Source organism: Muricoccus harenae (assembly GCF_009848505.1).
GTDB classification, from domain to species: Bacteria; Pseudomonadota; Alphaproteobacteria; order Acetobacterales; family Acetobacteraceae; genus Roseomonas; species Roseomonas harenae.
The window spans coordinates 130,201-142,866 of sequence record NZ_WWDL01000010.1 but is presented as its reverse complement, the minus strand read 5'-3'; the positions used below and the strand labels follow the sequence as shown (position 1 = coordinate 142,866).

At 67.6% G+C, this 12,666-nt stretch carries 8 protein-coding genes; 4 read left to right on the top strand and 4 right to left on the bottom strand.

What is annotated here, in order from left to right; all coding sequences use genetic code 11:
- Nucleotides 1–405 precede the first annotated feature (405 nt).
- From GSE44_RS09790 to GSE44_RS09775, 4 genes are all read left to right on the top strand, one after another.
- On the top strand, nucleotides 406–627 hold the full coding sequence (locus tag GSE44_RS09790; RefSeq protein ID WP_159348603.1) for a hypothetical protein: 222 nt from the start codon (nucleotides 406–408) through the stop codon (nucleotides 625–627).
- The gene (locus GSE44_RS09785; protein ID WP_159348602.1) at nucleotides 627–3,974 is read left to right on the top strand and encodes an error-prone DNA polymerase; all 3,348 of its coding nucleotides are present in this window, start codon (nucleotides 627–629) and stop codon (nucleotides 3,972–3,974) included. The genes GSE44_RS09790 and GSE44_RS09785 overlap by 1 nt, the downstream gene beginning before the upstream one ends.
- 336 nt (nucleotides 3,975–4,310) lie before the next feature.
- Nucleotides 4,311–5,054, top strand: coding sequence for a transposase (locus GSE44_RS26465; RefSeq protein ID WP_408015100.1), 744 nt, complete (start codon nucleotides 4,311–4,313; stop codon nucleotides 5,052–5,054).
- A 379-nt stretch (nucleotides 5,055–5,433) separates the two neighbouring features.
- Nucleotides 5,434–6,456 (top strand): Bug family tripartite tricarboxylate transporter substrate binding protein, encoded by a 1,023-nt coding sequence (locus GSE44_RS09775; RefSeq protein ID WP_159348601.1) that lies wholly within the window; start codon nucleotides 5,434–5,436, stop codon nucleotides 6,454–6,456.
- Between the two features lie 344 nt (nucleotides 6,457–6,800).
- Here GSE44_RS09775 and GSE44_RS09770 read toward each other — a convergent pair whose 3' ends face one another.
- The 4 genes from GSE44_RS09770 to glgX form a co-directional block, all read right to left on the bottom strand.
- Entirely contained in the window at nucleotides 6,801–7,997 is a 1,197-nt protein-coding gene (locus GSE44_RS09770) for an IS91 family transposase (RefSeq protein WP_159348600.1), read from the bottom strand.
- A 5-nt stretch (nucleotides 7,998–8,002) separates the two neighbouring features.
- On the bottom strand, nucleotides 8,003–8,926 hold the full coding sequence (locus GSE44_RS09765) for a tyrosine-type recombinase/integrase (RefSeq protein WP_159348599.1): 924 nt from the start codon (nucleotides 8,924–8,926) through the stop codon (nucleotides 8,003–8,005).
- Nucleotides 8,927–9,288: 362 nt separating this feature from the next.
- Nucleotides 9,289–10,260: a TIGR03885 family FMN-dependent LLM class oxidoreductase gene (locus tag GSE44_RS09760; protein WP_159348598.1), complete on the bottom strand. Its 972-nt coding sequence runs from the start codon at nucleotides 10,258–10,260 to the stop codon at nucleotides 9,289–9,291.
- Between the two features lie 124 nt (nucleotides 10,261–10,384).
- A complete protein-coding gene (gene glgX, locus GSE44_RS09755; protein WP_159348597.1) occupies nucleotides 10,385–12,634 on the bottom strand; it encodes a glycogen debranching protein GlgX in 2,250 nt (749 codons plus the stop codon).
- Nucleotides 12,635–12,666: the final 32 nt, after the last annotated feature.

Here is a 12,666-nt window from a genome sequence, read left to right as displayed (position 1 = left end):
ACCAGGTCGAGAACCTCTTCTCCAGCCTCAAAGATTGGGCTCGCATTGCTCTCCGGCGCGACAAGACCCGCCGCAGCTGGATGGGCTTCGCCCACCTCGCCGCCACGATGATCAACCTACGCATCGCGGAGTCCGGTCACAGACCCTAGGACCCCAAGCGCGGGTTCGGACAGGAACGACATCGAATTAGCCATTGGATTGTTCCTGATTCGTTCGCGTCAGTCCGACAGCTTCGCCGCATGCGCGAATCGCCCCAAGACCCCACCAGACTCCCGAGTGACGCCCGACTCTCTTCGGCCCGGGCGGCTGGCTCGTCCGCGCTCACCGAACCCGATGACACGCCGCTCCGGGATGAGCGGCAGTTGGAGCTCCCGGACCTCTTCCCCGCCGGAGAGGAGACGCGCCATGGCGGATGAGCCCTCGGCGCCGCCCCTGGTTCCCGCCTCGGAGGAGGAGGTCGCCCGCGTTCTGGCCTATGGCCTGCGCCACGATGAGCGTGGCCGCCCACGCCGCGGCGCCGCCTGGGAGGTCGCGGCAGCCGTCCTCGCCGATCAGCTCACCGCGCAGCTCGAGCGCGCGAACCTGATGGTGGTCAAGAAGCCCCCGCGTCCGCCCCACAGCACCTGATGGCGGCCCTGATCAGCCGGTCAGGGCCTGACCGGCCGGCGGAACCCCCGCCGCAACCTTTCGCGGAGCTCGGAGCCAAGTCGAACTTCAGCTTCCTGGACGGGGCGTCGCACCCGTCCGAGCTGGTCGTGACCGCTAAGGTCCTGGAGTATGCGGGCATTGGCCTCTGCGACACCAACACCCTGGCCGGGGTCGTCCGCGGGCATGTGGCCGCGAAGGAGGCGGGCATCCCCTTCGTGGTGGGCTGCCGTCTCTCCCTGGAGGACGGGGCCGAGTACTTGGTCTGGCCGACCTGCCGGACCTCCTACGGGCGCCTGACCGCGCTCCTGTCCCGGGGACGACTGACTTCGCCCAAGGATGACGTCCGACTCGGCCGCGGCGCCTTGATCGAGGCTGCCGAGGGCTGGGCCATAGCCGCCGTCCCACCGGCTCATGTTGACAAGGAATTTGCCGTCCGCGTCCGGCGCGACGCCGTCGACCTGCGCCGCTTGGCGCTGCCTCTGATGGTGGCGGGTTCCAGCACGCTCGGCGGCGGCGACCTCCGTCGGCTCGATGTGCTCGCCGACATCGCCCGCAGCGCCGGTGGTTGGCTGCTCGCAACCGGTGACGTCCGCTACCACGTCGCCGGGCGCCGACGGCTCGCCGACGTGCTGACCGCCGTCCGCACCGGCCGGACCGTGGACGAGATCGGCTTCGACGCCGAGCCGAACGCCGAGCGCCGCCCCAAGTCCCTTGAAGAGGTCAGCGCCCGCTTCGCCCGACACCCGGATGCCATTGCCAACACGCTGCGGGTCCTCGAGGCCGCCCGCGGCTTCAACCTTGACCAGCTCCGCTACGAGTACCCGGACGAGGTGCTGGAGCCCGGCCGGACGGCCATGGAGACCCTTCGTGCGCGGGTGGACCAAGCCCTGGCGGAGCGTTGGACCATCGTGCCTGAGGAGATTTCTGGCCGCGTGGAGCACGAGCTTCGGCTCATCGATCAGCTCGGCTACGCGCCCTACTTCCTGACCGTCCACGAGATCGTCCGCTTCGCAAGGGAGCAGGGAATCCTCTGCCAGGGACGCGGCTCTGCCGCCAACTCGGCGGTCTGCTACGTCCTCGGCGTGACGGCCGTCGACCCCGGCAAGCACGACCTCCTCTTTGAGCGCTTCGTCTCCGCCTCCCGCGGCGAGCCGCCCGACATCGACATCGATTTCGAGCACGAGCGGCGCGAGGAGGTCATCCAGCACATCTATGAGCGCTACGGCCGGGATCGCGCCGCCATCTGCGGCACCGTTATCCGCTACCGCGGCCGGTCGGCTATCCGCGAGGTGGGCAAGGCCATGGGCCTGTCCGAGGACATCACCGGCCGCCTCGCCAAGGCGAGCTGGGGGCCGGGCTCGGACAAGGACACGGCCGAGTTGGCCGCGAGCGAGGGGCTGGACCTCTGCGATCCGCGTCTCGCCATGACCATGGAGCTCGCCCAGGAAATCCAGGACTTCCCCCGCCACACGGCGACCCATGTCGGTGGCTTCGTCATCACCCGGGGTCCGCTGATCGAGCTGGCGGTGGTCGGCAACGCCGCCATGGACGGCCGGACTGTGCTGGAGTGGGACAAGGACGACATCGACGCGCTCGGCATCCTCAAGGTCGACGTGCTCGCCCTCGGGATGCTGACTTGCCTCCGACGGTGTTTCGACCTGCTGCGCCGCCATGGAGGGCCGGACCATGACCTGGCCACCCTGCCGCGCGAGTGCCCGGCGACCTACGCCATGCTTCGGCGGGCGGACAGCGTGGGAGTCTTCCAGGTCGAGAGCCGGGCACAGATGAACATGCTGCCCCGCCTCAGGCCCGAGAAGTTCTACGACTTGGTTGTGGAGGTCGCGATCGTCCGCCCTGGCCCGATCGCCGGTGACATGGTGCATCCCTACCTGCGCCGGAAGGCGGGCAAGGAGCCGGTCACCTTCCCGTCGCCCTCTCCGGAGCACGGGCCTGCCGACGAGCTGGAGCGGGTGTTGGGCAAGACCCTGGGCGTGCCGCTCTTCCAGGAGCAGGTCATGCGAATCGCTATCGTCGCAGCCAAGTTCACGCCTGACGAGGCTGACCAGCTCCGCCGCGCCATGGCAACCTTCAAGGTCACCGGCGGCGTGGCGGCCTACCGGGAGCGCCTCGTCGCAGGCATGGTCCGGCGCGGGTACCAGAAGGAGTTCGCCGAGCAGGTCTTCGCCCAGATCGAGGGCTTCGGCTCCTACGGCTTTCCCGAGAGCCACGCCGCCTCCTTCGCGCAGCTCGTCTACTCGAGTGCCTGGGTGAAGTGCCACCACCCGGCGGTCTTCACCTGCGCGTTGCTGAACTCGCAGCCAATGGGCTTCTATGCGCCCGCTCAACTGGTGCGTGACGCGCGCGACCACGGGGTCATCGTGCATGAGGTGGACGTGAACCGGTCGGACTGGGACAGCAGCCTGGAGCCCGAGGCCGCCAGCCGCGGCGGCCTCGCCATCCGGCTTGGGCTGCGGCTGGTCAGTGGGCTCCGGGAGGAGGAGGCCAAGCTCCTGCTCCAGGCTCGGCGCTTCAGGAACGGGGCGCCCTTCGCCAGCGTGGAGGACGCCGCGATGCGGGCGCAGATCGGGCGCCGCACGCTGGAGGCGCTGGCGGCGGCCAACGCCTTCCGCTCGACCGGCATCAGCCGCAGGCGGGCGTCATGGGACGCCGGGGTGGCGGCGACCGGGCCGCAGAGCCTGCCGCTGTTTGCCGTGGCGCGGGATACGGCTGAGGCGGCCATGACGGAGACGCCCCTGATGGCGGAGCCTGAGGTGACCTTGCCGCAGCAGCGCGAGGGGGAGCATGTCGTCGAGGACTACCGCTCGACCGGCCTGACCTTAGGACGTCACCCGCTGGCGCTGCTTCGGCCCGTGCTCGACCGGCTGGGCCTGGATGACACGCGGAGCCTGACCACCCTGCGCCATGGCGCAAGGATTCGGTTGCCGGGCATCGTGCTGATGCGTCAGCGCCCGGGCAGTTCCAAGGGCGTGATCTTCATGACTGTCGAGGACGAGCACGGCGTTGGCAACCTCGTCATCTTCGCCAAAGTGGCCGAGGCGAACCGGCGCGCGCTAGTCGGTGCCCGCCTCATCGTGGCCGACGGACGCGTCGAGCGGCTTGAGGAGCACGTCGAGGTTCCGGTGAACCATGTGATCGTCGAAAAGCTGGAGGACCGCTCGGACCTCCTCGATAACCTCTCGCTGGCCGACCAGGGTGGCGAGTGGGCCGAGCGCATCCGGGGTCGTGCCGACGAGGTCCGGCGGCCTGAGCCTGGCAGCAGGCGCCAGCCACCGACAAAGCTGCCTCCGAGCAGGAATTTTCGCTAGGGCGCGTTAATCTGGGTCAACGACGCCTGGCTCTCGCGGCGCATCGCCTGCTCAAAAAGAACTCGAACTCGGACCGCCGCTCTTCGACGTAGGACATCTCGACCTTCCGCCATTTCCTCGCGCCCACGCTAAGCCCGGCCGGGCGCAAGGGCGCTCACCGGGCGGCGGCGCCCGTCTGCCCCACGAGCCCAAGCATGATGGCGAGATCCGCTACGGCGTGGCTTGGCGGGCAATAGCCAATGATCTGCCGCCCTGGCACGCGGTCTATGACCAGGCCCAGCGCTGGCTCAGAGCAGGCTGCTTTGAGATGCTGGTGCACAACCTGCGCGCCATGCTGTGCCTGGCCCAAGGCCGCACCGAGGAGCCGTCTGCTGCCGTGCTCGACAGCCGCACGCTCCGCTCCACGCCCGAGAGTGGCGGCATGCCGCGCGGGACGGGCACAAGCGCGTCCGGGGCTCCAAGCTGCACCTGGCCGTCGACACGCTCGGTCACCTGCTGGCGCTCCATGTCACGCCCGCCAACACCAACGACCGCGACGCCGTCTCCACTCTGGCCGAGGCAGTGCAGGACGCAACCGGCGAGAGCGTGGACCTCGCCTATGTCGATCAGGGCTATACCGGCGAGCGGCCTTCCCAGACCGCAGCCGCCCACGGCATCACCTTGGAAGTCGTCAGACTGCCCGAAGCCAAGCGCGGCTTCGTGCCCCTGCCCAGGCGCTGGGTCGTCGAGCGCTCGGCCGCACCGGCGTGTTCAAGGCGTTCTTTCAGCTCCTGGCTGGAACTCCGTGTCGGCACGCTCAATGACTATGTCTTCCCGAGCCGACCCAGGACGGGCCAGCACCTCAGCACCCGCCATTATGCGAGCCTCGTTGGCGAATGGGTCGAGGCGATCGGGCTTGGCCGGTCAGCCTATGGCACCCACAGCCCGCGCCGGACCAAGGTCGCCCTCATCCACAAGCGAACCGGCAACTTGCAGGCCGTGCAGATCCTGCTCGGCCAAACGAAGCTTGAGAGTACGGTGCGGTACCTGGGTGTCGATGCCGAGGATGTCCTGACCCTGTCCGAGGCCACCGAGATCTGATCATCCGACCAGGGTTCAGCCCTGAGCAGCTCGGGGCGGCGGCGCCGTCCCGAGCCCGTCGCAGCCACATCGGGCTCGAAGGCCCCGGATCGGATGTCCGCACAGCTCGGTCGACTTCGCGGAAGCTGCCATTCTGCTTTGCGCCCATGTTGGTCATCAAGCGGCTGCGGATGTCATCCCGGAACCGGACATTGGTACTCGCCCGTAGATTTCCGAGATGGGTACGGCGGCGATACAGCCTAGTGGATAACATATGACAAGAGGTACCTAGGCTCAGCTTCGGAAACCACCTCGCGGCAGCATTATCGAACGCGCCTCAGAATGGGTATGTTACGGTGTCTCCGGGCCGACGACACCCGCCCCCGGGAGATGAAGCGCCATGTCCGGACTCCCCCTAACCCGTAGGGCCAGCCTCGGGCTAAGCGCCGGCACGGCGGTAGCGGTCGTCGTCGACCGCCCCGCGGATGCGCAGCCGTTGTCAGTGGCCCCCTCCGCTCCGGCATTCCGGCCCACACGCATGGTCGTGCCGGTGCCCCCGGGCGCCGCCCCTGATCTTGGCGGCCGCCTGCTGGCCGAGGGGCTGGCGCGCCGCCGCGGCCATCCGCTTGCGGTGGAGAACAGGGCCGGTGCCGACGGCGTGATTGGAGCCGAGGCTTTTGTCCAAGCTCGCCCCGGCGAAGCCCTCTTCTACAGCTTCGTCGCGGCAGTGACCGTCTCGCCGCTCCTGCACGAGGGGCGTCTTCCCTTCGACCCGGAGGCCGACCTGGTGCCGATCTCCACCGGTGCGGCCGACTTCTTCGTCCTCTCGGTCTCGCCGACGCTGCCAGTTCGCACGCTGGCCGAGTTTGTCGAGCACGCGCGGGGCCGACCGGCCGCCTTGAACTGGTTCGCCTCGCCAGGCGCACCCTACCTCGCCTTCCGTGCCTTCTTGCGCGATGCCGGACCGGGCGGGATCGACATGGCTTACGTGTCCTACCGTGGCACGCCGCCGGCGCTGGTCGACCTGGCTGCCGGACGCATCCAGGCGGCGCTGACGCCCATGGCCGCAGTCCTGCCATTGGCGCGTGACGGGCGCGCGCGCCTGCTCGTTCTCACCGGCCCAGAGCGGGTGGCGACGCTGCCCGACCTGCCCACCTCGGCGGAGGCGGGAATGCCAGAGTTTCTCATGGAGGGCCTGCAAGGCCTTTTCGGCTGGCGCGGCATGCCCGAGGCGGCACGCGAGGAGCTATCTGCGCAGGTTCGCGACATACTGGGCGACCCCGCGGTGGCGGAGCGGTTCCGCGCCGCCGGCATGATGCCGCGTGGCTCAACGCCGGCCGAGTTCGCGCGTGAACTGGCTCAGCACCGGGCCCGCTGGGCGGCGCTGGCGCGCGAATTCGGTGCAAAGCCACCGCCCGGATGACTGGCAGCGACGGTCGCGAGTAGGACCCGAAAGCAGTCCGGCGGCTTTCGTGAAGGGTTTCGGATGCCGCAGGCGTCCGAAAGTCGCCGAGGAACGAACCGGCGGCCCGGTAGCGCTCGGTATGGGGGTTTAGCGGATGGCCGGGGCTGGGCAGGTCAGCTGCGCGGGGGTGATGGGCAGGCTGTGGCGGCGATGTCGGTGGCCGATATTGTGTTTCGCGCCGGGTTCTGACGCAGGATCACCGCCGCGACGCGCATGTAGAGGCCCTTCTGGTGGGTGGTGGTCGAGGTTCACCGCCGATCGCGGCAGGGCTGGGATCCTGGAGTTGAGCAGGCCGTGCCGGGTCACGGCGAACCTCGTCCGGATGAGCATGCGGGCCGTGGCGGCGCGCGTGGCTGGGCGGTGCGCTCGAAGGTCTCGAGGATGAGCATGCGGCCGCCACAGCAAGGACAGGGCGGCCGATGATCCGTGGGCTCGGCCTCCTCGTCTGGCTCAGGCGGTCGTGGCGGTACCGCGAGGAGTTCGCGGGCCCGGGCAAGATTGTCGCGACGACCACCGCTGGCGAGCAGGCCGTAGTGGCGGATGCGGTGAAAGCCCCGTGGCAGAACGTGCAACAGGAACCGGCGGATGAACTCGTCAGTCCGGAGCGTCATGACCTGGTGCCGCTCGGTGCCCTTACGGCGGTAGTCCTTGTACTGGAAGGTCACCCCGTGCTCGTCGAGCGCGAGCAGCCGGCGGTTGGAGATGGCCACACGGTGGGTGTAGCGCGACAGGTAGGCGAGCACGGCCGCGGGGCCCGCGAACGGCGGCTTGGCGTAGACGATCCAGGGCTTTTTGCGGGTTGGCGCCAGGTGGCGCAGGAATGCCGGCCGTTCGGCGAGGCCGGCCTGGGTGCCGGAGAACCGCAGCCGGCCTGCGTCGAACAGCCCGACCAGCCGGGTCAGGAACAGGCGGCGGAACAGCTTGCCGAGCACGCGCACGGGCAGCAGGAACGCGGGCCGGGACGAGACCCAGCGCCGGCCATCGGGCGAGAGGCCGCCGCCGGGCACGATCATGTGGAGGTGGGGGTGGTGGGTCAGCGCCGAGCCCCAGCTGTGCAGCACGGCGGTGATGCCGATGCGGGCGCCGAGGTGGCGCGGGTCGGCGGCGATGGTGAGCACTGTCTCGGAGGCCGTGCGGAACAGCAGGCCGTAGACCGCTGCCTTGTTCTGGGCCGCGATGTCGGCGACCTCGGCGGGCAGGCTGAACACGACGTGGAAATAGCCGACCGGCAGCAGGTCGGCCTCTCGGGCGGCCAGCCACTCGCTTGCGGCGGCACCCTGGCATTTCGGGCAGTGCCGGTTGCGGCAGCTGTTGTAGGCGATCCGGCGATGGCCGCAATCCTGGCAGCCCTCGACGTGGCCGCCGAGGGCGGCGGTGCGGCAGGCCTCGATGGCCGCCATGACCTTGAGCTGGCCGAGGCTGAGATGGCCGGCATGGGCGGCCCGAAAGGCGGGACCGTGTCGGCGGAGGATGTCGGCGATCTCGAGCGGGGCGCGCAAGGCGGTCAGCCGCCGGGACTGGCTCCGGCTCCAACGGTTTCACCGGGCTCGGTGCGGGCCATGATCCTGTCGAGCGGGCTGGTGACGGTGCGGACCGTCCTCGTCGCGACGCGGGTGTAGAGGGCGGTGTTGTCCAGCTTGGCATGGCCGAGCAGGGCCTGGATGACGCGGATGTCGACGCCGTCCTCGAGCAGGTGGGTGGCAAAGCTGTGCCGCAGCGTGTGCGGGCTGACGTGCTTGGCCAACTCCGCCGCGACCGCCGCCGCCTCGACCACGCGGCCGAGCTGGCGGGTGGTGATGGGCCTGGCCAGGTCCTGGCCGGGGAACAGCCAGCCGCCGGGCCGCATGACGCCCTCTCGCCGGCCCTCCTGCCACCAGGACCGGAGCAGGGCGAGCAGGCCCGGCGAGAGCAGAGCGTGGCGGCCCCGGCCTCCCTTGCCGCGCTCGACGACGATCAGCATGCGTTGGCTGTCGATGTCGCTCACCTTGAGCGACGCCACCTCGGCCACGCGCAGGCCGGCACCATAGGCCACCGAGAGCGCGGCGCGGTGCTTGAGGCAGGTCGTGGCCGCGATCAGGCGCGCGGCCTCGTCGGGGCTGAGCACGACCGGGAGCTTGCGCGGGTAGCGGAGCCGGATCAGCTTGCGGGCCAGGTCCGGCCGGTCGAGCGTGTGATTGAAGAAGAAGCGCAGGGCCGCCACGGTGCTGTTCATGGCAGGCGCATTCATGCCCTGCTCGGACTGGAGGATCTGGAACCGGCGAATGTCCTCGGCCGTCGCCGTGCCGGGCGAGCGCTCCAGGAAAGCGGCAAAGCCCGCGACGGTGCGGAGGTAATCCTTGCGGGTCTTATCGGTGAACCCGCGCATGGCCATGTCAGCGACAAAGCGCTCACGCAGGCTGCCGGAGGTTGTGGGAGGGAGATGGGTCATGGGGAGCTCCTCGGGATCGGGGAGCTTCCAGCGTCGGCTCGGGCCTGGGCCCGCTCAATTCATATGCGTCTGTCGACCTGGCAGCGCGTCAGGGCAAACAGGACCAATCCCGCAATAGCGGGTTCGTTCATCGGCCAAATCCGGTCGTGGGAGTTCCAGCGCCATCATACCGGGCGAAGCGGGCGAGGAAGGCCTGCATGGTCGCCGTGCCGACCACGGTGAGACCAGGCCAAAGGCCTGGTCGGTGTCGCCGGATGCCTGCACGAGGCTCTCAGCCAGGGGGAGACGTGTGCACCACCGAGGAGAGACCCCTGTGCCTCAGCTGCAGAAGTGCGTCGGCCGCTGCACGCTCTGTTGCAAGGTCAGCGGCGCAATGCTGGCAGAACCTTCTCACCGAAGGTGTCGATAAAGCCCCGCTGGTTCCTGCCTACCTGGTGCAGGTCGATGCTTTCGAAGCCGAGCTCCATACATTCGGCCAGCCATTCGGCGTGACGGGCGGGATCGGCCGAGATCAGGACGGCCTCTCGCATGTCCTCAGGCCGTACAAAGCGTGTTGCAGTCTCAAATTGGCTCGGTGTCCGGAGCTCCCAGTTTGCGTCGCCGCCGAGCAAGTTGAAACGCCATTGTTCATGAGCTTGACGTAATGCCTCATCCTCGGAACCAGCCCAACTCAGGTCTGCTTTTAAGTAGATCGGCTTACCCTCACCACCACCGCGTCGAAATGCCTCGATCGTCCGCTTCAGCGCGGCCGGACGGGTTCCTACTGTAAGCAGCCCATCGGCCCAACGACCGAGCCATTCTGCCGTCGCTTCGCTTGTGGCCGCGCCGACGAGACGAGTGGCTTGCTCGGGCCGCGACCAGATGCGGGCTTCAACCACCGATACCCGACCGTGATGGGTGACCGTCTCGCCCGCAAGTAAAGCACGAATGATCTCCGCCCCTTCCTGCAGCCGCGCATTGCGCTCCGCCTTCTCGGGCCAAGGCTGCCCGGTAACCGCCTCATTGACCGCTTCGCCACTTCCCAGTGCCACCCAGGGTACTCGGCCGGGGAACATCTGACCGAGCGTGGCGATAGCCTGCGCCAAGACAGCGGGGCTGTAGCGCCAGCCGCCTGGCACACTAATTACGCCAAAGCTGAGCCTTTTTGTGGCCTGAAGTGCGGCACCTAGCCAAGCCCAGGCAAAGCCGGAATGCCCTTGAGCCGGTGCCCAGGGTTGAAGGTGATCAGACGAGAACGCCGCATCGAACCCTGCATCCTCTGCCCGGCAGACCAAGTCGAGGAGATCACCCGGCGAGAATTGCTCGTGCGAAATGTGATAGCTGAACCGGGTCATTTTTTAGCATCTCGGAAGGCAACAACACGGCGCCAATGACATTCGTCCATGAAGCTCCTGGGCACGAAGCACGGCTGGTCAACATTGGCGCGGATGAGGGCCGACCTCCACTCTTGCTCGGCCCTCATCCAATTGGCCCGGGGGCACTTGGCAGAGGCGGGGGCGTCCTCCCGGCCAGAAGCGCGGCCCGGGCGACGCTGAGGATCACCTTGGCTTCGCTTTCCGGGACCAGGACGAAGAGAAGCAGCGATCGCCCTGTTGCGAGATATGCATGCCCCAAATCGAAGGGCTCAGGTTCGTCCAACTCTGGCCGGTTGGTGTCCACCAGCAGCAGCCATCGGCGTCCGGCCGTGGCCTCGGGGAGCGAGAACTCCACCACGTCATGATGCGCATTGAGGATTACCAGCAGCGTCGCGTCTGAAGCAGGGCGACGGATGCCGCTGGTTTGTGCCCGCCCGTCCAGCAACATGCCAAAACAGCGCGTACCCGCATGCTCCCACTGTGACGATTCCATCTCGGTCCCGGCTGGCGAGACCCAGGTGACATCCCTGACGCCTAACTCCTCATTATTTGCGCCCGTCAGGAACCGGCCCCGGCGCAGCACGGGGAAGCCCTGCCGCAGGGCGATCAGCTTGCGAGTGAAAGCGGCGAGCGACTGCCCCTCCTCGCCGATCGCTGCCCAGTCCAGCCAGTTGATCTCGTTATCCTGGCAATAGGCATTGTTGTTGCCCTTCTGCGTGCGGCCGAGTTCGTCCCCGGCCAGAATCATCGGCGTGCCCTGGGAGAGAAGCAGGGTCGCCAGCATGTTACGCTTCTGGCGCTCGCGCAGGGCGCGGATCTCAGGGTTGTTGGTTAGCCCTTCGGCCCTGTGATTCCAGGAGCGGTTATCCGAATGGCCGTCGCGATTCCCCTCGCCATTCGCCTCGTTGTGCTTCTCGTTATAAGAGACGAGGTCGTGCAGTGTGAACCCATCATGGGCGGTGACGAAGTTCACGCTTGCCCAAGGCTTGCGGCCCCGGCGGTTGAACTTGTCGCCCGAGGCGGTGATTCGCCCGGCAAGTTCGGCCACCTGCCCCTCATCGCCTTTCCAAAAGGCGCGTACTGTGTCGCGGAAGCGGTCGTTCCACTCCGCCCAACCCGGGGGAAACCCGCCCACCTGATAGCCACCCGGGCCGCAATCCCAGGGTTCCGCTATAAGCTTCGTGCGGGAGAGGATCGGATCCTGGCGGCAACTGTCGAGAAATCCGCCGCCCTCGTCGAAGCCGTAGGGCTCACGGCCGAGGATGGTCGCCAGGTCGAAGCGGAATCCGTCAACCCGCATCTCGGTGGCCCAGTAGCGCAGACTGTCGGTCACCATCTGCAGCACGCGCGGGTGGGAGAGGTTCAGTGTGTTCCCCGTGCCAGTGTCGTTGATGTAGTAGCGCTTCTGGTCGGGCATCAGCCGGTAGTAGCTGGCGTTATCAATACCCTTGAAGGAGAGGGTCGGCCCCTTCTCGTTACCCTCAGCAGTGTGGTTGTAGACGACATCTAGGATTACCTCGAGCCCGGCCTCATGCAGCCGCGCCACCATCTGCTTGAACTCGGAGACGGCAGAGGAGGAGGTCCGGGCGTAGCGCCGGGCCGGGGAGAAAAAGCTGATGGTATTGTAGCCCCAGTAGTTTGTGAGCCCGCGCTCCAGCAGGAAGTTGTCGTTGATGAAGGTGTGGATCGGCAGCAGCTCGACCGAGGTCACACCGAGGCCGCGCAGATATTCCACCACCTCGGGCGAGGAAAGGCCATCATAGGTGCCGCGCATCTCCTCGGGCAGTTCCGGGTGCAGTCGCGTGAAGCCTTTCACATGGGTTTCGTAGACGATCGTGCGTTCCCAGGGCACAGCCGCGCCCCGTTCGCGGCCCCAGGTAAAGGCAGGATCGATGACACGGCATTTCGGCATGAGCGGCGCGCTGTCACGCTCGTCAAAGGTCCGGTCATTACCGGTCTCCATCTTGTAGCCGAAGACCTCCGGCCCCCAGGTCAGCTCGCCGATGATGGTCCGCGCATAGGGGTCCAGCAGCAGCTTGTTCGGGTTGAAGCGGTGTCCCGCCTCAGGCGCATAGGGCCCATGGACACGATAGCCATAGACAGTGCCCGGGCGGGCATCGGGCAGGTATCCATGCCACACCTCGTCCGAGAACTCGGGAAGTTCTATCCGCTCAACCTCCTGCTCGCCTGCCTCGTCGAACAAGCAAAGCTCGACCTTTGTGGCATGGGCGGAGAACAGTGCGAAGTTCACGCCCACTCCGTCCCATATTGCCCCGAGCGGAAAGTCTCTCCCTTCCCGGATCCGTGACCGCCGCAGCACCTGCGGCGCCGGTAGATCGGCCCGAGCATTCATGTTTATTGGCTCTCCACCTGAGTCCGAGACAA

Bases quoted from the DNA above. Each gene is read 5' to 3' on its own strand.
- GSE44_RS09790 (WP_159348603.1), top strand. From the start codon at position 406: ATGGCGGATGAGCCCTCGGCGCCGCCCCTGGTTCCCGCCTCGGAGGAG.
- GSE44_RS09785 (WP_159348602.1), top strand. From the start codon at position 627: ATGGCGGCCCTGATCAGCCGGTCAGGGCCTGACCGGCCGGCGGAACCC.
- GSE44_RS09775 (WP_159348601.1), top strand. From the start codon at position 5,434: ATGTCCGGACTCCCCCTAACCCGTAGGGCCAGCCTCGGGCTAAGCGCC.
- GSE44_RS09765 (WP_159348599.1), bottom strand. From the start codon at position 8,926: ATGACCCATCTCCCTCCCACAACCTCCGGCAGCCTGCGTGAGCGCTTT.
- GSE44_RS09760 (WP_159348598.1), bottom strand. From the start codon at position 10,260: ATGACCCGGTTCAGCTATCACATTTCGCACGAGCAATTCTCGCCGGGT.
- glgX (WP_159348597.1), bottom strand. From the start codon at position 12,634: ATGAATGCTCGGGCCGATCTACCGGCGCCGCAGGTGCTGCGGCGGTCA.